Source organism: Aquicella lusitana (assembly GCF_902459475.1).
GTDB lineage: Bacteria > Pseudomonadota > Gammaproteobacteria > DSM-16500 > DSM-16500 > Aquicella > Aquicella lusitana.
In genome coordinates, this window is record NZ_LR699114.1 from 1,428,393 (window position 1) to 1,453,590 (window position 25,198).

The 25,198-nt window shown below is 44.5% G+C and carries 22 protein-coding genes, 4 tRNA genes and 1 pseudogene; 11 read left to right on the forward strand and 16 right to left on the reverse strand.

Translation table 11 applies throughout. From position 1 onward, the window contains the following. Positions 1-54: 54 nt before the first annotated feature. Both AQUSIP_RS06545 and AQUSIP_RS06555 read right to left on the reverse strand, forming a co-directional pair. Positions 55-1,341, reverse strand: a complete 1,287-nt coding sequence (locus AQUSIP_RS06545) for a hypothetical protein (RefSeq protein ID WP_114834463.1) — start codon at positions 1,339-1,341, stop codon at positions 55-57. A gap of 642 nt (positions 1,342-1,983) precedes the next feature. Continuing rightward, positions 1,984-2,733, reverse strand: coding sequence for a helix-turn-helix transcriptional regulator (locus AQUSIP_RS06555; RefSeq protein ID WP_170131812.1), 750 nt, complete (start codon positions 2,731-2,733; stop codon positions 1,984-1,986). A gap of 194 nt (positions 2,734-2,927) precedes the next feature. Here AQUSIP_RS06555 and AQUSIP_RS12630 point away from each other — a divergent pair. Together AQUSIP_RS12630 and AQUSIP_RS06565 are read left to right on the forward strand one after the other, a co-directional pair. Beyond that, positions 2,928-3,425 (forward strand): annotated as a pseudogene (locus tag AQUSIP_RS12630) (IS30 family transposase); the annotation flags it as partial. 102 nt (positions 3,426-3,527) lie between these two features. After that, entirely contained in the window at positions 3,528-4,703 is a 1,176-nt protein-coding gene (locus AQUSIP_RS06565; protein ID WP_148326074.1) for an ISL3 family transposase, read from the forward strand. Positions 4,704-4,750: 47 nt separating this feature from the next. On the opposite strand, the gene AQUSIP_RS06570 is transcribed toward AQUSIP_RS06565, so the two are convergent. The 5 genes from AQUSIP_RS06570 to AQUSIP_RS06590 all read right to left on the reverse strand — a co-directional run bounded on the left by AQUSIP_RS06570 (position 4,751) and on the right by AQUSIP_RS06590 (position 6,457). Next, positions 4,751-4,823 (reverse strand) — tRNA-Lys (locus AQUSIP_RS06570). Positions 4,824-4,909: 86 nt separating this feature from the next. Continuing rightward, a tRNA-His gene (locus AQUSIP_RS06575) sits at positions 4,910-4,985 on the reverse strand. A gap of 24 nt (positions 4,986-5,009) precedes the next feature. Continuing rightward, positions 5,010-5,083 (reverse strand) — tRNA-Arg (locus tag AQUSIP_RS06580). A gap of 9 nt (positions 5,084-5,092) precedes the next feature. Beyond that, positions 5,093-5,166, reverse strand: a tRNA-Pro gene (locus tag AQUSIP_RS06585). A 208-nt stretch (positions 5,167-5,374) separates the two neighbouring features. After that, positions 5,375-6,457, reverse strand: a complete 1,083-nt coding sequence (locus AQUSIP_RS06590) for a U-box domain-containing protein (protein WP_114835070.1) — start codon at positions 6,455-6,457, stop codon at positions 5,375-5,377. A gap of 169 nt (positions 6,458-6,626) precedes the next feature. Here AQUSIP_RS06590 and folD point away from each other — a divergent pair, with 169 nt between their 5' ends. From folD to AQUSIP_RS06605, 3 genes are all read left to right on the forward strand, one after another. After that, entirely contained in the window at positions 6,627-7,505 is an 879-nt protein-coding gene (folD, locus tag AQUSIP_RS06595) for a bifunctional methylenetetrahydrofolate dehydrogenase/methenyltetrahydrofolate cyclohydrolase FolD (protein ID WP_114835069.1), read from the forward strand. A 73-nt stretch (positions 7,506-7,578) separates the two neighbouring features. Further along, positions 7,579-7,809 (forward strand): helix-turn-helix domain-containing protein, encoded by a 231-nt coding sequence (locus tag AQUSIP_RS06600; RefSeq protein WP_232058649.1) that lies wholly within the window; start codon positions 7,579-7,581, stop codon positions 7,807-7,809. 27 nt (positions 7,810-7,836) lie between these two features. Continuing rightward, entirely contained in the window at positions 7,837-8,556 is a 720-nt protein-coding gene (locus AQUSIP_RS06605; RefSeq protein ID WP_114835067.1) for a hypothetical protein, read from the forward strand. On the opposite strand, the gene AQUSIP_RS06610 is transcribed toward AQUSIP_RS06605, so the two are convergent. From AQUSIP_RS06610 to AQUSIP_RS06620, 3 genes are all read right to left on the reverse strand, one after another. Then, a complete protein-coding gene (locus tag AQUSIP_RS06610; RefSeq protein WP_114835066.1) occupies positions 8,533-9,906 on the reverse strand; it encodes a sugar porter family MFS transporter in 1,374 nt (457 codons plus the stop codon). The genes AQUSIP_RS06605 and AQUSIP_RS06610 overlap by 24 nt on opposite strands. A 102-nt stretch (positions 9,907-10,008) precedes the next feature. After that, on the reverse strand, positions 10,009-11,229 hold the full coding sequence (gene rocD, locus AQUSIP_RS06615) for an ornithine--oxo-acid transaminase (RefSeq protein ID WP_114835065.1): 1,221 nt from the start codon (positions 11,227-11,229) through the stop codon (positions 10,009-10,011). A gap of 119 nt (positions 11,230-11,348) precedes the next feature. Beyond that, a complete protein-coding gene (locus AQUSIP_RS06620) occupies positions 11,349-11,792 on the reverse strand; it encodes a hypothetical protein (protein WP_114835064.1) in 444 nt (147 codons plus the stop codon). Between the two features lie 540 nt (positions 11,793-12,332). Between AQUSIP_RS06620 and rlmD the strand changes: the two genes are divergently transcribed. The 5 genes from rlmD to AQUSIP_RS06645 all read left to right on the forward strand — a co-directional run bounded on the left by rlmD (position 12,333) and on the right by AQUSIP_RS06645 (position 18,694). Then, positions 12,333-13,664 (forward strand): 23S rRNA (uracil(1939)-C(5))-methyltransferase RlmD, encoded by a 1,332-nt coding sequence (gene rlmD / locus AQUSIP_RS06625; protein WP_114835063.1) that lies wholly within the window; start codon positions 12,333-12,335, stop codon positions 13,662-13,664. 12 nt (positions 13,665-13,676) lie between these two features. Next, positions 13,677-14,039 (forward strand): Hpt domain-containing protein, encoded by a 363-nt coding sequence (locus tag AQUSIP_RS06630; protein WP_114835062.1) that lies wholly within the window; start codon positions 13,677-13,679, stop codon positions 14,037-14,039. A gap of 45 nt (positions 14,040-14,084) precedes the next feature. Beyond that, on the forward strand, positions 14,085-15,614 hold the full coding sequence (locus AQUSIP_RS06635; RefSeq protein ID WP_232058650.1) for a peptide MFS transporter: 1,530 nt from the start codon (positions 14,085-14,087) through the stop codon (positions 15,612-15,614). Between the two features lie 222 nt (positions 15,615-15,836). Next, positions 15,837-17,210, forward strand: a complete 1,374-nt coding sequence (locus tag AQUSIP_RS06640; protein ID WP_114835061.1) for an MFS transporter — start codon at positions 15,837-15,839, stop codon at positions 17,208-17,210. A gap of 14 nt (positions 17,211-17,224) precedes the next feature. Further along, positions 17,225-18,694 (forward strand): class I adenylate-forming enzyme family protein, encoded by a 1,470-nt coding sequence (locus AQUSIP_RS06645; protein WP_114835060.1) that lies wholly within the window; start codon positions 17,225-17,227, stop codon positions 18,692-18,694. Here the strand turns inward: AQUSIP_RS06645 and ttcA are convergent, their stop codons facing one another. The 4 genes from ttcA to AQUSIP_RS06665 all read right to left on the reverse strand — a co-directional run bounded on the left by ttcA (position 18,695) and on the right by AQUSIP_RS06665 (position 21,916). Next, positions 18,695-19,582 carry a tRNA 2-thiocytidine(32) synthetase TtcA gene (ttcA, locus tag AQUSIP_RS06650; RefSeq protein ID WP_114835059.1) on the reverse strand — a complete coding sequence of 296 codons (888 nt, stop codon included), beginning with the start codon at positions 19,580-19,582 and terminating at the stop codon, positions 18,695-18,697. A gap of 263 nt (positions 19,583-19,845) precedes the next feature. After that, positions 19,846-20,484, reverse strand: coding sequence for a BON domain-containing protein (locus tag AQUSIP_RS06655; RefSeq protein ID WP_170131861.1), 639 nt, complete (start codon positions 20,482-20,484; stop codon positions 19,846-19,848). Between the two features lie 266 nt (positions 20,485-20,750). Then, positions 20,751-20,966 carry a cold-shock protein gene (locus AQUSIP_RS06660; protein WP_114835057.1) on the reverse strand — a complete coding sequence of 72 codons (216 nt, stop codon included), beginning with the start codon at positions 20,964-20,966 and terminating at the stop codon, positions 20,751-20,753. A gap of 128 nt (positions 20,967-21,094) precedes the next feature. After that, positions 21,095-21,916: a ChbG/HpnK family deacetylase gene (locus tag AQUSIP_RS06665; protein WP_114835056.1), complete on the reverse strand. Its 822-nt coding sequence runs from the start codon at positions 21,914-21,916 to the stop codon at positions 21,095-21,097. 63 nt (positions 21,917-21,979) lie between these two features. Between AQUSIP_RS06665 and AQUSIP_RS06670 the strand changes: the two genes are divergently transcribed. Further along, positions 21,980-23,707 (forward strand): glycosyltransferase family 39 protein, encoded by a 1,728-nt coding sequence (locus AQUSIP_RS06670; protein ID WP_147277503.1) that lies wholly within the window; start codon positions 21,980-21,982, stop codon positions 23,705-23,707. Here the strand turns inward: AQUSIP_RS06670 and AQUSIP_RS06675 are convergent. Both AQUSIP_RS06675 and AQUSIP_RS06680 read right to left on the reverse strand, forming a co-directional pair. Beyond that, complete coding sequence (locus tag AQUSIP_RS06675; RefSeq protein ID WP_114835054.1) at positions 23,690-24,097, reverse strand: GtrA family protein; 408 nt, start codon at positions 24,095-24,097, stop codon at positions 23,690-23,692. The two genes, AQUSIP_RS06670 and AQUSIP_RS06675, sit on opposite strands and share 18 nt — an antisense overlap. Then, positions 24,090-25,058 carry a glycosyltransferase family 2 protein gene (locus AQUSIP_RS06680; RefSeq protein ID WP_114835071.1) on the reverse strand — a complete coding sequence of 323 codons (969 nt, stop codon included), beginning with the start codon at positions 25,056-25,058 and terminating at the stop codon, positions 24,090-24,092. The genes AQUSIP_RS06675 and AQUSIP_RS06680 overlap by 8 nt, the downstream gene beginning before the upstream one ends. Between the last annotated feature and the right edge of the window lie 140 nt (positions 25,059-25,198).

The following is a 25,198-nucleotide window of genomic DNA, read 5'->3' on the forward strand; positions in this document are numbered from 1 at the left end:
AAGGTATCATACTGGAAAAATGCTCATCAATAGCTCACTGGATCACAGACCTGCCTACTTAGAAAACCGGGATCTAGCAGTCGGCTGGTCGGGTGTTTCATTGTCTATTATTTTTTTGTTGACATCTTTGGAAGGTAATAGATCAGCGGATGGTTTGACTTCTTCCTTGTCAAACAATCTGTCATTTGTTGTTCCCTTATTAGCAAAAGTTGAATTTTCCGTAGTTAAAAAAGAAAAATTATTTTCTTGACTTAATCTTTTTAATATTGCAGTAGTGTTATTTTTTTCGGTTTCCATTTCGAAGCTATCAGGTGCCATAGGGGTTAGATCAACAGCTATGCTTTCTTGTAATTTCTGCTGTTCTTTTTGCCTTTCTTCCTCAAATAATGCTTTAAGACCATTTATATTATGCTCTATTATTTGTTCAGTTTCTCCTCCTGGTAAAATATCAGTTCGGCTATTCAATAAATTATCAAGTATTTTTTCTTTTAGGCCTACATCATCCAGCTGTTTAAATACTTCAGACAAAGAATCATTTAATTTTGCTATTAGCTTGATTGGATTAGCCGTTAAATTTTTTCCTTTATTAGCTAAATTTGCAAAAGCTATCCCCGTTTCCATGCCTGCTTCTAATACGCCATAGCTTGAAATTCCAATTAAGGTGCCAAGCCCTGCAAGCATAGTCGGTGGGAAAAATAACATCGCAGAGCCAGCTAAAGCGATTAGCGACTGCATTAGGCCGTGGCTTTTGTCAGCCATTTGATTATTTTTTGTTTTAACCGCATTAATTAGACTAACTAACTCTTTAAGCTCACTATTTAATTCACCTAACTTTATACTGTCTTTTAATAAATCCTTATCTTCCAATAACAAATTAATTTTATTTTTTAGTTTCTTAATTTCCTTTTTTTTCTTGCGCTTCTCATGGGAGTCAAAACCTAAACCTATCATATTTTCTATACTAACCTTGAGAGATCCTACCAAAGCTAAAAATGGAGTTGCAACAACCGCTAAACCAGATGCTACAGTTGCCGCAAAAATTCCGACGCCAATACCTAACGTATTCATTGCAATTTGAAATCCTTTGCTCAATTTACTTGAACCAGATGTTGTTATAGATTTACCCAGCTTATAGGTGCTTAATACTAAAGAAACAAGGGAAAAAGCTAATGCAGCCCAGCCCAAACTGGATTTAATCTTGTCTGTAAATTCTTCCAGTGTCGCAACCCTGGCTAATCCTCTCAGTGCAAACAATTTACGTGCGGAATTTAAATTTAAACCCTCTCCCTTGGCAGAGAGCTTCAATTTAATCTGGGCTTTTGGGTCTTTTTTTCGTGGCATAATTATTCCTTCATTACAAATAATATTATAGGTCATAAAAAGATGAGGAGAGTTTCTGTAGGTCTTTGATATTATTTAACTTTAAATTGAGCAACTGCCATCAATCGATAAACAGGAAATCTTAATGCGACATACCAAGGAGAGAAAATTAGAGAATATTTATTTAACCCGGCGTTGTTGCAAATTTTGCCTTGCGCAGTCATGGCGTGACTTGATCACGCCATCCTGGGCCTTAAATAGCTTCACTTACCGGTAAACCCAGTTCATTTACCCTATTCATTGCATAGCAACGAATTAATAAATCAGTTCGCTGATTCTCCATTGTACGTGATCTGATTTCATCACTACTCTCGCCCATCACTTGTATTCCAGTTGAATCTACGTCCATATTAGCGAGCAACATCAGACTCAAGATAGTTGATATAGACATGCTATCACCCCAATAGGAGCGTCAATATGAAGAGAAAAACCGATGTCTGAAAATAATGGAGGAACCAGCAACCGCCTGTAAAAAGTGGGATTTTGCTAATTTTATAATGGAAGTTTCATATGCATTTCCTGTGCTCCATGCAGGTTGCATAGTGATTACTAATAGAAAAATCCATATTTTTTTCCGAATACTAATCATGATTTTCAACATTATTATAATGTCTGGACATTCAGCTCAATCAGCTTACTGATTAACTCTGATTTAGAACGACAATGGAGCTTTTCTTTAAGATGTTGCAGGTGTGTTTCTACTGTTCGAGGAGAAATATATAACTGCTCTGCGATGACGTGTGCAGTTTTTCCCAGAACAAGTAATTTTGCACAAGCGATTTCTCGAGAAGATAAAGTAACGTTGTTATCTAAGTATATTTTTTTGATTTTCAGAACAGGTTTAACGAGAGGACTATTTTTGTATGGAATCCCAAGCTCTCGGCAATAAATATTTTCATATTTTTTGGGAATAATAATGCGATTTGAATCTGCATTTTTAAGTAAGAGCGAGGCTTGCTCTTTGAAATACAGCGTGAAACGCTTTAAAAACTCAATGTTATTAAGCAAAAGATTTGCTACATGAGGTTTATCGGGTGTTGTACCAATAAAATAAAATTCACAGCCATTTGCTGTTTTTTGAATGAGCGTCAACCCATGATCAATATTAAAACGGCGAGCAGCTTCCAGTATCGGTTGATGATGAGAAAGATGTGCCCAGACAACAAAACCAGATTGGTAATGTTGCGGATGTTTTTCAAAGCCACTATTGCGATAGTAGCCTTGCTCATAAAAATGTTTGACCCAGGCAGGCTGGTTCGAGAGTCTAATTTCAGAGCCATCGTTAAAGTTGCGCTGATAAACAACGCTGGTCACACCAAAATGTGTTTTCAATGGGTGAATAATGGCATCCACATCAGCACTTGACGCTAAGAATAAATGTGAATTTTTGATATCGACTATATTAGACATGGCCTATTATACTCTATTTTTGCAGGTAACCAACTATGTTAAAACGATTACTTGGTAAAAAAAGCCTGAAGTAACCCGCGATAGGATCAGGATGCATAGGCAGGTCCATGGCCTATGCAAAAGCAGAGGATAATCATATCGCAACAAGAAAACGATTTGGTCATTGGGAAGGAGACACTATTGAATTTAGAGGTACAAAAGAAAAAGTAGTTACTACACTCGTTGAAAGAAAATCGAGAATGGTTTTACTAATTAAAAATAATCTAAATATTCACGAGAGGTAATGGAAAAAATAAAAGAAAAATTTGCATCTCTTCCTGAAAAAATGTGTAAAACAATCACTTTTGATCAGGGTGTTGAATTTGCTGATTCTAGACAGCTGGAGCAAGACAATAAACGCAAAATTTATTATTGCGAAACACATTCACCTTGGCAAAAAGGCAGTAACGAGAACATGAATGGACGATTAAGATGGCACTTTGCCTAAAGATGCCGATATTGCCAAAATAACCCAGAAAGACCTTGATCAATTAGCTGCAAAAATGAACCGGTGCCCTCGAAAATGTTTGGGCTTTAAAACACCTCAAGAACTGTTTTTTCAGCAGTATAAAAATGACTGTCGCACTTGGGACTAAAATCCGCCTAGAATTTTTCAGGCTCTACCCCAAATAAGGGGGCATTTTAATCGTAAATAACATACCTTACTTGTTGAATGGACAAGGAAAAGGAGATTAAAAATGCCCCAAAAGGATATTATCCTAAGTTTACCCGGCTTTACCATCAAAAATGTCAGTGGTCATAACCCGATAATTATTGATGTTCATTATCGAAACAAACCACGATGCCCAGCTTGTAATGGCAGGAACGTGCGCAAGAAGGCTAGCTTCATTCGGCGTGTTCGTCATGAGCCGATAGGGCATAGACAAACAGTGTTGCGCTTTAAAGCTTATAAACTCTATTGCCATACCTGCCAGCGTTACTTTAACCAGCAGTTCCCTGGTATCAATAAGTATCAGCGAGCAACAGAACGCCTGCATAATCACCTTTATCATCGACACACGGAAGGTGTTTCGCAACAGTCTCTCGCTCGTGACTTTAAAATGGGTAAAGCAACCATTGAGCGCTGGTACCATCAGCAATATGTGCTTGCTCACAAAGAAATTGATGTTCGACACTGTCCAACAGTGCTTGGCATTGATGAGCATTTCTTTAGTAAAAAACAGGGTTATGCCACCACGTTTTGTAATCTCAGAAAACATAAAATATTCGACATCGTTAAAGGTCGATCGGCAAAAGATTTGGCAAGCTATTTAGATCGACTACCCGGAAAAGATCGCGTAAAAGTCGTCTGTATTGACTTAAGTAGCACATATCGAAGTATCGTGCATCAGTATTTCCCTAATGCCAAAATCGTTGCTGATCGCTTCCATGTGATTCGACTCATGCACCATATGTGTATGCAGACTTATCAGGAAATTGATCCCAAAATGAAAAATAAACGAGGGTTATTAGCAGCACTCAGAACTAACCCAGACAATCTCACTTCAGACAGATTGAAAAAGCGTGATCAGTATTTAAATGAGCATCCTGCAACTGCTGCCATATACCATTTTAAACGGCGCTTGCATCGATTGTTAATGAAAAAAACAGTGTTCAAAAGTCGTTGCCAGCGGCTAATTCCAGTATTTTTAAAAATGGTTACAGCATTGAAACAGAGTCCATTTAAACGATTAGTAACGCTTGGCAAAACACTTTATCAATGGCGTGAGGAGGTGGTACGTATGTGGCGATTCACAAAGAACAATGGAATAACGGAAGGCTTCCATCGGAAGATGAAATTAATACAGCGACGAGCATATGGGTTTCGGAACTTTGAAAACTATCGGTTACGTGTTAGGGTGCTGTGTTCGTAAATGGTGTGCCCCCTGAAATGGGAAAGACCCCTATTTGATTTATTTAATGGGCCGTGTAGGGATCGAACCTACGACCCGCTGATTAAGAGTCAGCTGCTCTACCAACTGAGCTAACGGCCCTATTAGCTCTTCGACCTGGCGCTGGCAGGTTGCCACCATGCATCGAGCCAGCGTACCAGGTACGAGGAGCTGAAACTTTCAATTTTTGGGGTGACCGATGGGGCTCGAACCCACGACAACCGGAATCACAATCCGGGGCTCTACCAACTGAGCTACGGCCACCATTTCATTCAACATCATTTCTAACGCGCCCGGCAGGACTCGAACCTGCCACCCTCGGCTTAGAAGGCCGATGCTCTATCCTACTGAGCTACGGGCGCATGCTTCTTTCGGGGTAGAGGGATTTGAACCCCCGACATCCTGCTCCCAAAGCAGGCGCGCTACCAGACTGCGCTATACCCCGTCTCTCTGCCTAACGCTTAAAAAATTAGAGATGGGATGATACTGAGTGCCACCCTGATCGTCAATGGTTTATCGTTGTAACTCATAGGCTTCTGTAAAACCGCTCGCCTGTTGCCCTATAAAGCCAAGGAATTTAGCGCCATTACCCTGAGAATTGCCCTTCATTACTTATTTATAGGACATATTGGCATTTTTTTGCTCTGGCACGCTCATCGCGAATGCCGAAGCTTCAATTCTGTATTTCCCTGAGAACTTGGTTTTACATTCACAGCCGGCGGAAACAAACTGGCCTGCATCTTCGCCTTTCTTTCCTGTCTTTCTACAAATTCAATGATTAGCGCTTTGAGCGCCTTATTCGGTGCAATCGAAGTGATCCTGACATCACGCTCAAGAGGGCTATTGCCGTTTACTTCTTTTTGCTTTTGAATGGCTTCCATTTCATAAGAATGGCCATCATTGGTAACAGCGGGTTCCTCCATCAACGCTTGCATAATGGGGCAAATAAAATGCTTGCCTATAGGGTCTTCTTCAAGCTTTTTGATAGTGAAACCGACTGCTTCAAGCCGCTCGGCAAAGGTCTTTTTGGCTTCAGGGAGTTTTTCTTGCTCCTGCCCGCTCAACAAAGGTTCTCGCTCAACCTGTCCCTCTTCCAGAGCCCGCGTAGAGGTTTCTGGCCTCACAGAGTGGCGACAACGCTCCCAGAGATACCTAAATACACCTGTCCCTATGCAAAGCGCAGCTAGTCCGCCAACCACCCCGCCTACAACGCGAAGCGTGTTGAGAGAAGTCTCTCTATTTAACGCTAAAGCCGCTTCCACCATCAGCTCAACGCAGCTTTCCACGTCGCTATACTGAAGCTCACCAAGGCCTCGCCAGAAACACGCAGAATTGCCCCATTGCCTGATCAATTCATAGTCAAACAAAGCAGGTAATGCACTTGCATTCACACCGCATTCGGCTTGGAAACGCTGGGCGATGTCCTTAAATTGCTGTATGTGTTTGTATAATTCGACTTGGTAGTCAGTATTATTTACTTTAAAATAATACACATCCATTTTTTCTCCATCCCCCGCTCCTTCGACCAATTGCGTCTGCAGGAAAGAAAGCGCCACCACGGCCGCCCATTGCATACGTGATAAATTCAAAGGAAGATTACTAAGTCTTAAACTGAAGCCGCCAAAACCAATGCCATCCCGATACAAGGTAAAAGTTGGCTCAGCCATTTTAAATGCCGCCGGCAGGGAGAGTATGCTCGGCAAGCGGATGCCTGAGGAAGAAAATAAGGAAAACACGAATACACACTCCTTTTTTAGCTATTTTTAAGTTAAAAATGTCCCGATCAAGCGGGATATGTCAAAATTAACTTTATTACTGTGATGGAACGGCGATTGCAACTAAAAAGCATCCTTTTTTTAGTACTTATGGTAAATTCGCATCTTAAAAACTGGTGAGAAAAGCCCTATGACCGCCCAATTGATTGATGGAAAAGCCGTCGCCGCCGAACTCAAAGCCCATATCCGTGAGCAAATCAAAGCAAAGATCATGGAAGGCAAACGGCCGCCCGGACTTGCCGTCATTCTGGTCGGCGAAGATCCGGCCTCCAGCATTTATGTTCGCAATAAACGTGAAGCTTGCGAACAAGTAGGCATCCATTCCATTTATCATCATCTTTCCGCAGATATCAAAGAAGAAGAATTGATCGCACTCATCCACGCGCTCAATCACGATAAAAAAGTAGACGGGATTTTATTGCAGCTCCCTCTGCCCCGCCAGATTGATGCGAACAAAGTCTTAGACTGCATCGATCCACAAAAAGATGTAGACGGTTTTCATGCGTATAATCTGGGACGGCTTGCCCAACGGCGGCCGCTGTTAAGGAGCTGCACGCCCTATGGCATCATGCTGCTGCTTGATCACATTCATCAGCAATACAAGGGAAAACATGCGGTCATTGTCGGCGCATCGAATATTGTAGGTCGGCCAATGGCGCTTGAATTGCTGATCGCGGGCTCAACTGTCACCGTATGCCATCGCTTTACCCACGATTTGCCTTACTTTGTAAGGCAGGCCGATATTCTGGTCTCCGCTGTCGGCAAACCTGAAATAATCAAAGGTGAATGGATTAAAGAAGGAGCCACAGTCGTGGATGTGGGTATTACCCGCCGTGAAGACGGCAGTCTCGCGGGCGATGTGGAATTTGAAGCAGCGAGGAAAAGGGCCGCTTGGATCACGCCTGTACCCGGCGGCGTGGGCCCCATGACAGTCGCTGTTTTATTGCATAACACTCTCCGCGCTGCGGGCTACATAAATTCACATCAAGACGACTTTGGCTTACGCTAAAAGGGTTATTCATTATTGCTCACATCTATCTCCCTGAGTATACTCAAATTAGTTCGCATCAAGGAGGATGATCGTGCCACAGAGTGCAAAACACTTTGCCCAAAGGTTAAATAGCTGTCTGGATGACACAGACGCACCTCCCCACGTTCGTGAGCGCGCTGCGATCTTAAGCAAAATGCTCGATATCCCCAAACATCAAGCCTGGAGCCTACTGGAAGGCCAGCTACTGCCGGATGCAGATCTTTTGCAAAGAATTGCAAATGAATTCGAGGTTGATCCTGCATGGTTAAGCGGAGATAAATAATCTAGTCGCTACAAGGAAAAATTTATCATGGAAGAAAATATATATCGTTTACCAGTAGGGGACACGCTTTCAGCCGCCTGGCTAAAAGTAAAAGGGGCAAAAGGCACTATGTGGGCCGGACTATTAATTGTTTTTGTCGCCATGTTTGCCTTTGGGATGTTAGAGAGTGCGGTTGAAAATATGAATTTCGTCGTTGGGAACATTATCCTGTTGATCGGGCAATTTATTCTTTTCTTTTTGCAGGTGGGTTTACTTTACCTAGGCATCAAACGCGCCCAGGATATGCCCATCACGTATGACCAGATGTTTATGGTTTTCAAATCAGACCTGTTTTTTAAAATCATCGGTCTTTATATCCTGCAATTCCTCATTTATCTCCCTTTGATTCTGCTTGGCTTTCTCGCTTTAAATATTTATGGGTTGCAATTAGCCGGTGCCATGTCTTTCTGGCTCGCGCTCGTCATTTACCTTTGCTCAGTGGTCGGTTTTATTTATCTTTACTGTCGCCTGCTGATATCCACTGGCATTGTCCTCGATAAAAAAACGAATCCCTGGGAAGCCATTAAACAGTCGTTTCGCGCCACAAGAGCAAATGTACTGCGACTAGTTGGTATTTCGCTTATTCTGCTGATCATTTTTTTCATCAGCATATTGCCGTTGGGTATTGGCCTTATCTGGTCCTTACCCTTACTTTACATTGCGTATGGCATGATCTATCACCGGTTATTTATCAATATCGGCCGCTAGCGCATGTTTCTTTTCAAAATGAAACTGAATCTCTTCCAGCGATTTGGTTTTAGTTTCAGGTAGCAGGAAGAAGGCGATGAGAAAATACGCAAGCGTAAAGAAAGCAAATAGCCAATAGGTTTGGCTCATGCCCAGCGTGTGTGAAAGCGATAGGAAAAATGTCGCGAGCACCGTGGAAGCCAGTGAATTAAAGAACAGACAAAAAGCGATTCCTTTGCCGCGCACCCGTGTTGGAAACAATTCTGAAATAGCAAGCCAGACCACCACCCCCGGGCCGATGGCAAAAAACACAATGAATGCAAAAAGTCCCGCCAGGGAAAGCAGACCTGTAATGAAAGGGTCCTGCCCAAGATATTGAACTGCACCCAAATAACACTCGGAAACCATTACTCCTGCAACGCCCGTTAGCAGCAGCGGCCGCCTGCCAAGCGTATCAATCAGCGCAATCGCAACAATAGTGCAGAGAAAATTCAGCAGACCAATACCGGCAGAGCCGATCATTGTCACCATGTCTGAACCAATACCGGCATTCTTCAAAATAAGTGGAGCATACTGTAGAAAAGAATTAATACCCGTTAGCTGATTGAAAATGGCAATACCAACCGCAATCAGCGTAGGCACCCAAAATTGACGTGAAAATAATTCTAGCCACGAACCTTGTGTCTGTCGCAGACTGGATTGAATAAGCTGCATGTCTTTTTCTACTTCCTCCGCTGAAGGCCGGATTTGCAAAAGCACATCGCGCGCACGATGAGGATGGTTGTTAGCCATTAACCACCGCGGTGTTTCGGGCAGGAATAACATGCCAAGAAATAAAATCAGCGCTGGCACCAACACCACTGCAAACATCGCGCGCCAGTTGCCGGTAGAAGTAAATATCAGATCAACCACATAGGCGAGCACAATGCCAAACGTCAGGAGGAGCTGAAAAAAAGTCATGTATTTGCCCCGGTCTTGTGCCGGCACAATTTCAGCGACATATAAGGGCACCGCGACTGCGACCACACCTACCCCCACACCAAGCAATAAACGTGCGTAGAGCATCATCAGAAAAGAATGAGCCAGCAAAATCAGGCACACACCCAGCATAAAGATCACACTGGAAAGCAGAATAAGAAAACGCCGGCCGTAGCGATCCCCCACTGGCCCCGCAAGCAGCGTTCCCGCCAGCCCGCCTGCCAATACGGCACCCACGATAATGCCTGTCTGCGTATCCGTCATAGGAATGCTGTTCTGAATAAAAAGCAGCGCACCAGAAATAACACCAATATCATAACCATAAAGAATGCCACCTAAGCTCACCAGGCAGGCAATCCAGAACAGAAATGTCTTATTCTTAGTGTGATTCATTCACTATCCTGTTATTTTAATAAAGTTGATGATGGATTTATTCACTGCCGCCATGCGTGCGGCAGCTAACATAACCATAGCTTGGTTAAGTTTCTTAAAACCTTATTGCTTTTCTTTCACTTCCGCGTCGGCTTCTGCCAATACTTTTTGAAGCGCACTCACTGCGGTATCAATCTGTTCTTCCGTAATAATGAGCGGCGGCGCAAAACGTATGACGGTGCCATGGGTGTCACGTGTCAGCACGCCGTGCTGCAGCAATTTAAGGCAGAGTATGCGCGCCGGATATTTCTCATCTATCTCAAGGCCAATCAATAATCCTTTTCCGCGCACGTCTTTGATAAGGGGTGAAACGAGACGTTTAAGCTGCGCCTGGAAATAATCACCCATGCGGGCAGCACGTTCTATTAACTGGTCTTCCATCAACAAGTCCAGCGCCGCCTTTCCTACCGCGGCAGCCAGTGGATTACCGCCAAAAGTACTGCCATGATCTCCCGGCGTAAAGACATCCATCACTTCTCTGCGTGTTAAAAACAGCGAAACGGGTAAAATCCCCCCGCCCAGCGCTTTGCCTAGCACCACACCATCAGGCTGAATAGCCTCATGCTGATAAGCCAGCAGTTTGCCTGTTCTGCCAAGACCTGTCTGGATTTCATCGCAAATCATAAGCACATTGTGTTGTCTGCAAATCGCCTCACAGGCTTTGAGGTAACCTTCCGGCGGTACCACAATGCCGCCTTCCCCTTTTATGGGTTCGACTAAAAAAGCAGCTGTGCGCGGCGTGATTGCGTTCTCGAGTGCGCTCACATCGCCATAGGGAATAATCTTAAAGCCCGGTGTAAACGGACCAAAACCGGCACGATATTGGGGCTCCGTCGACATACTCACCACCGTAATGGTGCGGCCATGAAAATTACCGGCACAAGCAATAACTTCCGCTTGATCCGCTTCCACCCCCTTCACTGAGTATGCCCACTTGCGTGCCGCTTTTAAGGCTGTCTCAACCGCTTCTGCGCCGGTATTCATCGGTAATGCTTTTTCAAATCCAGTGAGTTCGCAGACGCGTTCGAGAAAAGGACCCAATTTGTCCGTGTAAAAAGCACGGGAAACAATATTCAGCTGCTCTGCTTGCTCTTTTAAAACTTTAACAAGCCTGGGATGACAATGACCATGACTCACCGCTGAATAAGCGCTCATCATGTCAATATAACGCTTGCCCGCATCATCCCACACATACACGCCTTCACCGCGTGTTAACACCACCGGCAACGGTTCGTAATTATGTGCGCCATATAAACGTTCACGTTCAATAACCGGGTTGGCCATGGAGGAATCCTGATGAGTAAAGGACTAAATTGCAGAGGGAATTTTTCCCACCTATTTAACTTACGGAAATTAGCTGGAAGATACAAGTCAAAAAAATGAATGAATATGAATTATTTATATTAGGGATGCTTTCCCATTTTATACTTAGAGCTCTCCATGTACTCTTTTGTTGAGTCTTTTACCATATTCTGCACAGAAGTGACGATGTCCCTCAGGTTTTGGTATTGGCGTAACTGAGAGTTGTTTTCATCAGAACTAAGAAATGATTTCGCGTTTTCATTGGTAATCATTTTACCGATTTCAAGCATCTTATTTTTTTGACTCTGACCAAGATTAAAGCCTTTGTCTTCTACAACATCCTGAAGCGATTTCCATGTGCTCACGTTCGGGTTGTTTTTGAAGTCGACAAATTTTTGAAGAAAATTCAGATTTTCTTCAAAGTAATTGTTTTGAGCAGCTTCATGGACTAACGGAGAAGCACAAAGCTGTTCTACCGTCATTTCATGAGGAGATAACACAGCACTCTTCTCTGGACTTTTTTTCTTTTTTTTCCAAAAAGGCATGGGAAATTCTCCTTTTTCCTTCATCATACCATACTGGGATCCGAACAAGGTGGCTTCTAAATTTAATCATCATTTCATGGAGTTAATTAAGCTGGACTTGGGCATATTTGGCATGTTCACGAATTTGTCATCCTGAGCGAAGCGAAGGATCTCCAGATGTTAAAAGAAACCCTTCTAGCAAAAATGCTCTCAGGATACGTTGTAGGGTAAGGGGCATATTATAAGAGGACAAAATAAAAAAGTACTTTCGAAGAAACGTCTCAAAAAACCCGCTTTACCATTTTTGGAAACCTCTGCCGCGCTTTAGGCTTTCCTCAGTACACTCAAGGACTTGCACACCACGCCGCAATCGCATTTCCTCGTTTCATCACTGAAAGGTTTTGGACAATTCCTTACGAAAGTACTTTTTTATTACCCTCATTTAACAGTATAGGAAAAATTTTACACATTTCCATCCGCCGCCCTTGTTTGTATTTTCCCATCAGTCAATATATAGTCTTTAACTCTTAATGTTTTCCCTATAGTTTAATTTTCATCGATATGAATCAAAATGTAAAACTTGACAGACAAAAAGAAAACACTACCGTTGAAGTCCATTCTCTCAGTCATGATGGCCGCGGCATCGGGACAGTGAATCAGAAAACTACCTTTATCAGTGGCGCGCTTCCTGGAGAAACCGTTTCCTATAAAATGACACAAAAGCGTAGTCACTATAACGAAGCCGAAACACTGGCCATTCTCCATGCCTCTACTGAACGAACCATTCCACCCTGCCCTCATTTTGGCGTCTGTGGCGGTTGCAGCCTGCAGCATATGAGCATTGATACCCAGATTGCACTCAAGCAGCAAACGCTGCTGGAGCAGTTAAAACACTTTGGCCATGTTTCACCCGAAACGCTGTTAGCACCGCTTCATGCTGGCAGTACGGGATATCGCCGCAAAGCACGACTGGGTGTGAAATATGTCATCAAGAAAGAAAAAATGCTGGTAGGCTTCAGGGAAAAATCGAGCCGTTATCTCGCAGACCTTGATGGCTGTGCAGTACTGCATCCCAAAGTGGGTGAACAATTTCATGTCTTGCAGCAACTCGTTCGTTCACTGGAACACTATCAGCAGATTCCACAAATTGAAGTCGCCATCGGCGATGAAGACGCTGCGCTGGTTTTCAGACATTTAAAACCACTTTCTGAAACAGACCGGAAAAAACTTTGGGAGTTTGGAAAAGATTATCAATTTCACATCTACTTACAGCCTAATCCTCCAGCACCAGTTGAAAAATTATGGCCGGATGACAGCCATGCGCGACTGACATATCGTCTGCCCCATGAAGGACTCGAGTTCTTGTTTCATCCACTGGATTTTATCCAGATCAATCTGGAAATGAACCGCCTGATGGTACAGCAAGCGATGGATCTCCTTGACTTGCAGCCGAATGAAACTGTCCTTGACCTATTCTGTGGTATTGGCAACTTTACCCTACCCATGGCCCGCCGGGCTCGTCATGTCACGGGTATCGAAGGCAGCATTGACATGGTTGCCCGGGCCTATGATAATGCGGTACATAATCACCTCCCCAATGCCGATTTCTACGCGGCCAACCTGGAAGAGCCTCCTGCACAGGCGCCATGGATACACTCCTCTTACGATAAAATTCTCCTCGACCCACCGCGTGCAGGTGCAAAAGCGATATTGCCCCATTTTAAACAGTTTGCGGCAAAGCGGATTGTATATGTTTCCTGTAATCCCGCTACGCTCGCGCGTGATGCGGGCGAGCTGGTGCATAACCATGGCTACACACTCAAACAGGCAGGAATGATGAATATGTTTCCACACACTTCGCATATTGAAGCCATGGCCGTGTTTGATAAATAAAAAGGAGAACCTATGGACCTTGACCACCTTCCTGTCATTGATAATGAGCTTGGGATGAAGCTAGCTGGCAACAGACAAGAGCTGGCAGATGAAATACTGGGCATGTTTATGAAAACCTTACCGGCAGAAATGGCCACCATTCGCCAGCTTTATCAGGACCGCTACTACGGAGAACTACTGCAAAGGGTGCATAAACTCCATGGAGCTATCTGCTATTGTGGGCTTCCCCGCTTAAAAATTGTCATCGCACAGCTTGAATCGGAACTTAAAAATAATATAATGATTGATCTACCATCTCTTTTCGATCAGCTTCAGGCTGAAACTAATCTTTTACTTGAGCACTATTCCCACCAACACTCCCAAATGCTCGAGTAAGAAAATGGGTTGTATTTTTTAAAATCCGTACGCGGAGGCAAATACATGAGTCAGACAAGAACTAAAAAAACCTTTTACCAAAAATACCAGGATGTCATGCCAACTGGCGCTGGCGCCCTGTTTCTGATCCAGATTTTTGCAACGCTGGGCTTCAGTGTGCTTTATTCAACCCTGATTTTATATGCTACTCAAGGCCTGCACATGAATGATCTGACAGCCACCAGCATTACGGGTTCGTTTGTGGCGCTGAACTACTTCCTCCATCTGCTGGGCGGCTACATGGGCGGACGGTTCATGAGCTATCGCAGCCTGTTTGGCGTGGCCATGCTGCTGCAGGTCACCGGCTGTGTACTGATTTCGGTTCCTGACACTTCCTATCTGCTATGGGGGCTCTCATTCTTTCTGGCTGGCAGCGGACTCAATGTTACCTGCATTAACTGCATGGTGACACAGCTGTTTGAACCCGATGACAAGCGCCGCGAGGCCGCGTTCCTATGGAATTATAGCGGTATGAACATAGGCTTTTTCGTTGGCTTTACCATCGGTGGCTATTTCCATCTCCATCAGGCTTATCACCAGCTTTTCCTGTTAAGCGCCCTGGGTAATCTGATCGCACTGGTCCTGACGCTGTATAACTGGAAATTGCTGAAAGACAGGGATACCACTTTTGTGGATGCCGTGGATGCCGCAAAAAAGAAAGCTCGGCTGATCGGTATCGGTATAGTCATCGCACTGGTCTTTGCATTGCGCGGTTTATTGAATCAGACTGCCTTATCCAATCAGCTTATCCTGATTATCGGCGCAGCCATGCTCGCGTTGATTATCGTGTTAACCCTGAAGCAGCCAGGCCACGCTGAAAAAAACAAAATGTCTGCCTACATTATTCTGGCGCTCGCTTCGCTGATCTTCTGGGCCTTGTATCAGCTTGCTCCCATGGGGCTTAATCTTTTCATTGAAAGAAACGTTGACCGTCATTTCCTCGGCATTCTGATCGCACCGCAGTGGGTACAAAATATTAACACCGTTGTGATTATTTTTGGCGGCCCGTTATTGAGCGTTGTGTTTTCCAACATGCGCGAACGCGGCATCAATATCAACATCCCCTTACAGTTTTCATTTGCCCTTTTATTAATTGGTATTGCTTTTGCCATCCTGCCTGTTGGGATCGGCATGGCGAATGCCCAGGGGTACACCAACTTTAATTGGGTACTGGTCAGCTACGTTCTGCAAAGCGTGGGCGAACTCTTTATTTCTCCCATTGGCTATGCCATGGTTGGTCAATTGGCTCCCCTGCGGTTGCGTGGCCTAATGATGGGCATGTGGATGATGATTACCGGTGTGGCAGCCATTCTTTCCGATCACTTTTCCAAAATGGCGTTGGGTTCAACCGAATCCATTGATCCGCTGGTAACAAACGCTAGCTACAGCCATACCTTTGGCATGTTAGGCTGGAGCGCTATCGTCATAGGTATTGCGCTCCTTGCTGCCACCCCTGTTGTGGCTCGTCTTACCCAAGAAAAAAAAAGTATAGCGTTTAAAACAGATCTGAAATTACAGGAAGACGCGGCGGGGTAATACCAGCAGAAAGAATAGATGCGATAGAAAAGCGCCTGATAGCTGTTGTTATCAGGCGTTTTTTATTTTGGGATTATACAGCGCCCTGCATTAACCAATTATTGGCGGAGCCATCCCCCTATTGGTATCAAAAAAAGGAATGAACAAAAAACTGTTGTTGTATAATAAAATACGTTTGCTCAGGATTGAAAAGATTCTCTTCTTAATAACAGGATAATTATCATGGATGATAGAGAACATGTTATCAAGGGACGCCAAATCGTCGCTCGCCTCGATCGCCTTCCCGTATGGCCCTATCCCTTTCATTTCCTTCTGATTGTAGGAATCGGATTTTTCTTTGGATTTTTTGACATTCTAACGATTGGGTTTGCACTGCCGCGCATTGAGCAGAGTTTTAATGTCAGTCTGGACCAGGCTACCTGGACCATCACCAGTAGTTTGATTGGTTATATCATTGGCTCTTTTATGATTAGCCGTATTGCTGATCTATACGGACGAAAATGGGGTCTTATTTTTTCTATTTTATTTTTTTCCATTGGGTCTTTCGCCTGTGCAGCCAGTTTTAATTTGTCATGGCTCATCTTCTGGCGCTTCATCACAGGAATGGGCATTGGGGCCGAAATTGCAACAGTCACTGCTTTTATGGAAGAAGTGTCCCCTGCAGCCATTCGGGGGCGATCTACCTGCACGGCCATTGCCTTTGGGATGTTTGGGTTTGCCATCGTCCCTTTTATTTCCTATCTGCTAGTGCCAAACTTTATAGTAGGCTGGCGGATCCTGTTCGTGATTGGCGGTATTGCCGGCATCTGCATTTTTTATACGCGCCGCCATTTACCCGATTCGCCACGCTGGTTGGTTATTCATAACCAACTTGACCAGGCAGAAGCAATTGTCGCCCGTGCAGAGCAGATAGCGCGGCAAAAATACGGGGAATTACCTGAACCGGGCCCCATCAGTGATCAACCCATGATACGGGATACTCGCTTACTCAATCAGCTTTCCGCTTCTTTATTAAAACGTATCGTCCTTTTTGTGTTGGTATGGTTTTTTTATTACATTGGCAACTATGCCTGGCTGACACTCGCCCCCAGTCTTCTGATCAAGCAGGGATTTGATCTGTCAAAAAGTATAGGTTTTATTGCCCTTTCGTCATTTGGATTTATTGTGGGTTCGCTCATTTCCATTTTTCTTAGTGAAAAACTTGAACGCAAGTGGTTAGCCATCATTATCGCTCTTGTCTGGTCTCTAGCCCTCTTCATAATTGGCTGGTATCCACAGCCGATCGTTATTGTGATAGCTGGCTTTATAGCAACTACCACGATCGCTACGATTATTCCCATTTTGTATATCTATACGGGAGAAAATTTTCCCACGCGTATTCGCACGACCAGTCTCTCCATTACTGATGGCCTAGGCCACTTGGGTGGCGCATTTTGCGGACAAATTATCTTTACATTTTCCCACTTCATCAGCAGTAATGCCTATGATTTCAGCAATGCGTTTATCATCATGGCGATTACCGGCATTATCACTGCCATCCTGCTTTTGCCAGGCATGAAAATGACGCAACGTAGTTTAAGTGATTTAGCGAAATAAAGTAGGAAAAACGTATGCTGCAAAATACTTTAGTCAAACTGGCGGCGCTAAAAGAAGCCCACCTTATTTATGAATCCAATATTATTACTGCTGTACAGTTAGTCTCCCGAACTGCCGAAATAATCGCCCAACTACGTGACGCCAAAAATCCCTTAAAGAGTATCGCCTTTTATCTACCCAATTCCCCAGAATTAATTTGTTGGCAACTAGCGTGTTTCCATCTTGGCATCATGATTGTTCCTATTATTTACGAACATGAGCCAGCGTATGTAGAAAAGGTATTGCATCTGACGGCACCTTCGCTGTTAATGACGACGTCCAATAAAGGCAATCAGCTATCGCAAATGCCTTGCCCGGTTCAAATGAATGATGATCGATATGATGCTGTTTTAACGGCAAAACCCATCACGAACTTGCCGCATTCGACCGTATCCGCGGAACAAACCGCCATGATTATTTTTTCTTCCGGCTCAACCGGCACACTGAAAGGCATCATGCATAGCTATCAAAGTGCTTACGAGTTTATTCAGCTATTGGCGGAAGTACTGGATGCCGGCAAAAATCTGGTTTATCTCGTCGCTCAACCAATGGGGCATATCGGCGGTATCACGACTACGCTGTTAGCATTGCTTCACGATGGCCAGGCTATTCTGCTGGAGCAATTCAATTGTGAATCTTATATTAATGCCATGGCACGTTACCAGCCAACGCATATCAACCTGCATACACCATTATTTTATGAATTGCTTCACCTTCCCGATCTGGATAAACGGGCATTTAGTCGCATTCAATCCTGTTTTGCAGGCGGCGATGATATACCCCGTCAATTGCCCGCGCAATTTACTGCTAAAACAGGAGCCCCTATGCGTATCGGCTATGGGATGACCGAAATCGGTATTGTCATCGTGAACAAAAATCCTTACGGATTGCACGCTGGTTCATCCGGCAGAACAATCCCGCAAGCGATGGTTGAGTTGCGAGATGAGCACGGCAAACGAGTTGTCCAAGGCGAAGTTGGAGAAATCTGGGTTAAATCCCCGGCTTGCTGCAAAGGTTACTGGCAAATGCCGGATCTTAATCAACGCAGTTTTGACAATGGCTGGTTTCGCACCGGTGATCTCGCGTCAGAAGACAAGGAAGGTTATTTCTGGTTCAAAGGAAGAGCAAGCCAGGTGATACACAGCGATAATCATATTATTTACCCGCAAGTGATTGAGCAGATATTATTTGATTGCAGCGCAGTAAAGTCTGCGGCCGTTATTGCTATCAATGATAACTTATCAAATGAAATTCCTGTGGCATTTGTTGAACTTACTCATTACCATGCCCATCATGAACATGTGCATGATGCATTAATGCGCATACTGGCATCCGAACTTGCGGCATGGGAAATGCCACGAAAACTTTTTATTCTCGACAAAATGCCGCTTAATACGACTGGCAAGATTGATAGAATTGCCTTAAAAAAATTGACGGGGGAATAATCAGAGATTAAAAACTTCCATGCCACAGCTGCCGCTTGTCTCTCCCTGATCTTCTTCGAATAAATTGTCTTTCTGACTTTCAAGATTTTTAAAATCCCAAAACTTTTTATCCATTAGCTGGCTAGGTTTGATAGCACTCAAGGCATGAAGAATATTGCTTGGCACTTTGGGATTTTCTTCGGCCAGTTGGTCAATAAGCGTCTTGACGCGCTTGCGCATCAGGTTTTCCTGCGAACCGCAGAGATTACATGGAATAATGGGAAAAGCCATTGCTTTGGCAAATGCGCTGATATCATTTTCCTGACAGTAAACCAACGGGCGAATGACGATATGCTTTTTATTATCACTTAATAATTTCGGCGGCATGGAGCGGATTTCGCCATTATATAAAATGGACATAAGCAGTGTGCGGATCAAATCATCGCGATGATGACCCAATGCGATTTTGTTAAATCCTTTTTCTTCTGCATAACGGTAGATAATACCGCGACGAAGCCGCGAACAGAGTGAGCAGTATGTCTGGCCCTCCGGAATTTTCTCTTTTACGATGGAATAGGTATCACGCGTGAGAATCTCGTGTGCTATCTGGTGTTCATCCAGCCAGGCTCTAAGCGCCTGATCATTCCAACCCGGCTGCGCCTGGTCCAGCGTAAAGGCAAACAGTTCAAAATCCACGCGCGCCCTGCGCTGCAGCAATTGCAAAATACGCAGTAGCGTAAATGAATCCTTACCACCAGAGAGACAGACCATGATCCGATCGCCATGTTGGATCAGGTTAAAATCAGCGATCGCCTTTCCAGTGTAATGCAGCAGCTTTTTTTCTAATTCTTCCAGCTTCGCCAAGACACGCCTCCCCCTTTGTGATTTATGAGGTCGAATTATATACATAAAGCGGGCATAGTTGAGAGCGTTTATTTAAGGGGATGACACAGGTAGATAATAGGAACTAACAAGCGAAAGGGGGTAACCCCTCCCGCTGTTACAAGTCAAAATTGTTTGCCAGGGTCCCGCTGATCTCGGCCGGGTTGGCGTGGTTGGCTAGGTTGACGAGGACGTTGATCAGGCCGCTCCCGCTTTTGCTTTCGTTGCTGGTCATCCTTTCTGGGGATCTGGTCCGGGTTCATGCAATCATTTCATCCTTGTCAAAACCATCAGCTGCTGCTGGCTGCTTTTACTTCCAGCTTGGATTCTACTTTCTGCACACCACTAATGGATTGCGCCAATTTCACCGCATTATTGGCCTGTTCCTGGGTATCGACTGTACCTGTTAAATACACCGTCCCATTATTGGTTTCTACGCCAATGCCCATCACGGATATATCTTTATCGCCAAATAATTTTTCACGGATGAAGATGCCACGGACTTTAGCCGTGATAATGGTATCCGCCAGAGGCTGCTTGCTTTCTTTTACATTCAAGTTGGTGGTATTAACGTCTTTCACTCCTGCGGTAGATTCAGCCAGTTCCACTACTTTACTGACATCTGCGTCGGTATTCACGGTACCATTCAGTGTCACTGTACCATTCTGTGTCGTCACATTTACTGTGGAACCCGTTGTCAGCGGATCTGCGCTCAATTTTCCGTTAATGGCAGCAGTAATATCCGCATCAGACATCTGCATACTTCCGTTTGTGCTCATGCCGGAATTCATATTTTGCTGCTGCATATTTGAATTCATATTTTGCTGGCTGTTGCCATTTTGCATGTCGCTGGTTGCTGCAAAACCATATGCGCTGTATGCCAAAATGGAAGCAAGGGTCGTTATTTTTACTGCGTGTAATAATTTCATAAATGCTCTCTCCATGATTTTAAAGTGGTCTTCACTGACACAATAAGGAAGTAGGGTTTAAGCTATTATAGCTTAATCCTAATCGGATTCGGGTTCAATGCCGTCATATTTCAATCAGTACGTAACATGGCTGAAAAAAGAGAAGAATTATAAAAACAGAGAGTTTAAAACGAGAACTAATAGAGAGTGGGATGATGTCTCATCCAGAGAGATTGCCGTCTGAACAGGTGTTCAAACGGCAAACAATGCAAAGCATTTATCCCCTGTTATTTATCAACAGAGACATCTTCTGCCTGAAGACCTTTTTGGCCCTGCGTGACGAGGAATGACACGCGCATTCCTTCTTCGAGTGTGCGGTAACCGTCACCACGAATCGCTCTGTAGTGAACAAACACATCTCCACCTTGATCACGTTGAATAAAGCCATAACCTTTGCTGTTGTTAAACCATTTTACGGTTCCAGTTTCACGTGCTGCTGACATAACTCATTTACCTTTACTAATTAAACAAAGTACCTACATCCGAGATATCTTACCGCGGGGATGAACCTTAAGGCAGAATACACTGATGATAATCAAGTATAACAGATTATCCGGACAATAAAAGTACTTCAAAACCTGCCCAGGGTGACACCTTTGCGATGGCAGTCTATAAGGAATTGATTGCCTGAGAGATATTGGTATTCCTTATACCGGGCTTCCGCAATGGCATCCCCCGGTTCGGATGAGGGTAAGCCAGGGTGGCACATAATAATCCCCTTATCATCCACCTTTTCGAGGAAACGGGGAAACAAGGTTTTATATTGGTAAGCTTTTGAAAATGAATAAATACCGGCAAATGAGTTGTTGTGCGGAATTTGATTTTGCTCTAATAGCCGCTTTAAGGCCTTGGTGCCTGACGCATAAATAACCACTTTTTTTAAATCGCTCATTAAATCACCCAGCTTTGGCTTTTCACCCACGAGCCGCACATATGTCTTATAAGGCCGCAGGTGCTTTTCGTAGACATTCACCAAGGCGGTTCGAACAACGGGCAATTGGTGGACATGCTGATGACCGTCGATGAAGTTAGGCGGGCACCCCAGGGCTTCAATAAATCGTTCAAGCTGGGCTTCACACTCTGCCTCTATGGCTGCGATATCAGGCTTGCGCAAGAACGAACGCCCCATCAAGGACGACAGGGAAAACAGGTTTTCCCCATAAGCTTCTACAAACCGGGCGGACAGGGCTTTTCCTTCAGTCAGGTTAAAATGCAGACCTAAATCAATATGTGGCTGAAAAGGCAGCAGCCGCTTGGCATGCGCCAGCCAAAGGGGGGAGTTAACCATGCAGCTGGTGGCTGATAGGCGGCCATTTTGAATAAGCGTTATGATGCCTTGGGAGATGGCTTCTGCTTGCCCATAATCATCTGCACACAGTACAATGCGCTTCATCTGAGTACCAATTGTTCAATGAACGATAAATAAAAGCTTAAGACAATCGACGAGAATCAACAAGTGTTACCTATCACCCGCTCTTTTATGCGCCGCGACTGGCTAATGGATATCATTGGTCTCGCCGCCTTTTTCGCCCTTTTTTATCTGCTCTGGCTTAATAGTTATCCACTTTTCACACCTGACGAAGGCCGGTATTCCGAGGTGGCCCGTGAAATGGTGGCAACGGGTGATTATATAACACCTCGCGTGAATGGCGTGGCATTTCTGGATAAACCTATTCTTTATTATTGGCTGCAAGCGGCTGCCATCCATCTGTTTGGCGTCAAGGAATGGGCACTACGTTTTTTTCCCGTATTGGCAGGTATCCTCGGATGCCTCATGACCTATATCTGCGGCCGACAGTTGTTCGACCGGCGTACCGGCCTCATTTCCGCCCTGGTACTCGGCACTTCCCCCCTTTATTTTGGCCTTGCTCATTACGCCAATCTGGATCTGGAAGTTGCTGTCTTTGTCAGCTGCACCCTGCTCTGTTTTATTACCGCTGTTCAGCGCGAAGGTGTGATACGTTCAAATTTTCTTTTCGCCGCCTATTTCTTTTCCGCCCTGGCCGTGCTTACAAAAGGACTCATCGGCATTGCCTTCCCCAGCATGATTGCAGGCGCCTGGATTCTTCTTCTAGGGCGATGGACACTGCTGAAAAAGATTCGACTGCCGGCTGGCCTCATGATTTTTCTGGTCATGGTGCTCCCCTGGTATAGCCTGGTTCAAAAAGCCAACCCCGAATTCCTGCATTATTTTTTTGTTAACCAACAAATCACCCGCTTTCTTTCCGCCGGAGAGTTTAACAATAAAACCCCTTTCTGGTTTTATTTACCTATCGTGCTAATCGGTTTTTTTCCCTGGACTATTTTTCTCGCCCAAGCCCTTTATAACCAGTGCCGTAAAGCTTGGCAGGCACCTCAGCAACACGGGACAGAATTATTTTTATTATTATGGGTCGTCATTATTTTTCTATTTTTCTCTATTCCACGGTCTAAAATAATCGGTTATATACTGCCCGTTTTTCCGGCGCTTGCGTTGCTGGTGGGAAATTACTTATCCATGGTATGGGAAAATACCCAACGAAAAAGTATTCTCCGGGCAACAAGCATGTTTATTATTCTGAGCGGCCTGCTTGCTGCTCTTCTGGTAGGACTGCCTTACGTTGACTGGACAGATCTGCCAGTTGCCGTTTCTCCTTATTTTATGATCATGGCAGCCATCCTCATCGCCAGTGCTGGCATTTTGTATTTTTTAAGAAAAAAAGGGCGGTTTTTTGCTTTGTTTATTACTTGCATTGCTTGCAACATAGGCGTGCTGTTAACGCTTACCTCAAGTGCGGCGCACCTCAACCAGAACTCAGCTAAGCCCCTGGTGAGCCATCTCAATGCTATCATCCGTCCGCAGGATGAAGTCGTTACTTATTATAAATTTTATCAGGATGTGCCCTTGTACTTGGGACGCCGTGTGACGATTGTCGCTGACTGGCACTCACCCGAAATACCATACCGGGATAACTGGCTGCGCGAATTATGGTATGGAATGGCGTTTCAAAAAACCGATGACTGGTTAATTGATGACACAACATTCTGGCAGCGCTATCGAAGTGACAGACGCATGTTTGTATTTTTAAATGAGAACTACTTCAGTCAATTCAAGTCACAGGCGAAACGCTATTTTATCCTGGAACGATATAACGACATTATTCTGCTTAGCAACAAACCGGAAGTTTTATCGAAAAACCCATAGCTTACTCGAGATAAACGTGAACACAGGCAGAATAGTCAAAACCAGAAACAGGGCGATGGGGTAAGGCAGATGCAACGTCAGAAAAACATAAAACAGCGATTCATTTGCTAAAAAATTCACGATTTGCACCAACAATAATTTCGGCAACGCAACGCGGTGCAAAACAGCCGCATCGCTGAATGTCCATAAACGATTTCCCCAATAGCTCATCTGAAAAGCAATGGCAAAACCAAATATATTGGCAGCGAGAGGTTCCAATCCCTCATATTGCACCAGCAAAATCACGATACTGATATGGATGGCGGCCGCAGTAAGACCCACGATGCCAAAACGAAAAATCTGCAGAAACAGCGGTAAAAAAATGGTACGCGTATCGGATAGTTTATTCATCGAAACCGTCTTTAATTTGCAATAAATATTTGGGACGCTGCTTCACTTCAGTAAAGATACGTGCAATGTATTCACCCAGAATGCCGATGGACAACAACTGAATGCCGCCTAAAAACATGATCGCGACGACCAGCGTCGGAAAGCCCGGCAAGTCTGCGCCAAACAGCAGCGTGACAGTCACAATGTAGACTGCGTAAATAAGTGCAATAGCTGAAATGATAAAGCCCACAAAACCCCAGACACGCAGCGGAACATCAGAAAAAGAAGTAATGCCGGTAATCGCAAGCTCCGTGAGCTTGGAAAATCGCCATGAACTTTTACCGCCGGCCCGGTCCTTTACAGCAAACGGCACGCCAATTTTCTTGAATCCAACCCAGGCATAAAGCCCTTTCATAAAGCGTGTGCGTTCCGGAAATTGTTTCAGAGCGTGCACAATATTGCGATCAATCAACCGAAAGTCGCCAGCATTATTGGGAATATCAATCTTGGTGATTTTCTGCATAAGCCAATAAAAAGCGCGCGCGAAATTCCGTTTGAGATACGATTCCGATTCGCGGTCTTTGCGGGTGCCATACACCATGTCATAGCCTTCCGCCCAATAATTTAAAAAATCTGACAAGGTTTCAAGCGGATGCTGAAAATCCGCGTCCAGCAGTATCGCCACTTCGCCCGAGCAATGTTCAAGGCCTGCCGTGAGCGCTACTTCTTTGCCAAAATTGCGCGATAAGCCCAGTAATTTCAGCGAACGGTCTTTGGGCAACTGCAATACTTTGCTGACAGTTGCATCCTGACTACCGTCATCTACCACGATAATCTCGTAGTGATGCGTTAATTCCCGCAGCTTGGCCTGCAAGGCGATCAAAAAACGTTCGATCACAGCTTCTTCGTTATAGACGGGAACAATACAGGAAATAAAAACCGTTTTATTTTGTAAAGCCAATCGGCGCTGTTCTGGGTGCATAGTCAATGTCATGAAGTGGGTTGAAATGGCGCAATTATAGCAAAAATCCTGCACTGACTCCTACAGGATTAAGTTATACCCGCGAAAACGGTGGCGTTGTTACAAATTTAACCCCAGCTGCTGTCATGCGCGGCTAAAAG

Bases quoted from the DNA above. Each gene is read 5' to 3' on its own strand.
- AQUSIP_RS06675 (WP_114835054.1), bottom strand. From the start codon at position 24,097: ATGAATAAACTATCCGATACGCGTACCATTTTTTTACCGCTGTTTCTG.
- rlmD (WP_114835063.1), top strand. From the start codon at position 12,333: ATGAATCAAAATGTAAAACTTGACAGACAAAAAGAAAACACTACCGTT.
- AQUSIP_RS06630 (WP_114835062.1), top strand. From the start codon at position 13,677: ATGGACCTTGACCACCTTCCTGTCATTGATAATGAGCTTGGGATGAAG.
- AQUSIP_RS06655 (WP_170131861.1), bottom strand. From the start codon at position 20,484: ATGAAATTATTACACGCAGTAAAAATAACGACCCTTGCTTCCATTTTG.
- AQUSIP_RS06665 (WP_114835056.1), bottom strand. From the start codon at position 21,916: ATGAAGCGCATTGTACTGTGTGCAGATGATTATGGGCAAGCAGAAGCC.
- AQUSIP_RS06635 (WP_232058650.1), top strand. From the start codon at position 14,085: ATGAGTCAGACAAGAACTAAAAAAACCTTTTACCAAAAATACCAGGAT.
- AQUSIP_RS06605 (WP_114835067.1), top strand. From the start codon at position 7,837: ATGGAAGAAAATATATATCGTTTACCAGTAGGGGACACGCTTTCAGCC.
- folD (WP_114835069.1), top strand. From the start codon at position 6,627: ATGACCGCCCAATTGATTGATGGAAAAGCCGTCGCCGCCGAACTCAAA.
- AQUSIP_RS06640 (WP_114835061.1), top strand. From the start codon at position 15,837: ATGGATGATAGAGAACATGTTATCAAGGGACGCCAAATCGTCGCTCGC.
- AQUSIP_RS06610 (WP_114835066.1), bottom strand. From the start codon at position 9,906: ATGAATCACACTAAGAATAAGACATTTCTGTTCTGGATTGCCTGCCTG.
- AQUSIP_RS06645 (WP_114835060.1), top strand. From the start codon at position 17,225: ATGCTGCAAAATACTTTAGTCAAACTGGCGGCGCTAAAAGAAGCCCAC.
- AQUSIP_RS06680 (WP_114835071.1), bottom strand. From the start codon at position 25,058: ATGCACCCAGAACAGCGCCGATTGGCTTTACAAAATAAAACGGTTTTT.
- AQUSIP_RS06620 (WP_114835064.1), bottom strand. From the start codon at position 11,792: ATGCCTTTTTGGAAAAAAAAGAAAAAAAGTCCAGAGAAGAGTGCTGTG.
- rocD (WP_114835065.1), bottom strand. From the start codon at position 11,229: ATGGCCAACCCGGTTATTGAACGTGAACGTTTATATGGCGCACATAAT.
- AQUSIP_RS06660 (WP_114835057.1), bottom strand. From the start codon at position 20,966: ATGTCAGCAGCACGTGAAACTGGAACCGTAAAATGGTTTAACAACAGC.
- AQUSIP_RS06545 (WP_114834463.1), bottom strand. From the start codon at position 1,341: ATGCCACGAAAAAAAGACCCAAAAGCCCAGATTAAATTGAAGCTCTCT.
- AQUSIP_RS06565 (WP_148326074.1), top strand. From the start codon at position 3,528: ATGCCCCAAAAGGATATTATCCTAAGTTTACCCGGCTTTACCATCAAA.
- ttcA (WP_114835059.1), bottom strand. From the start codon at position 19,582: ATGTATATAATTCGACCTCATAAATCACAAAGGGGGAGGCGTGTCTTG.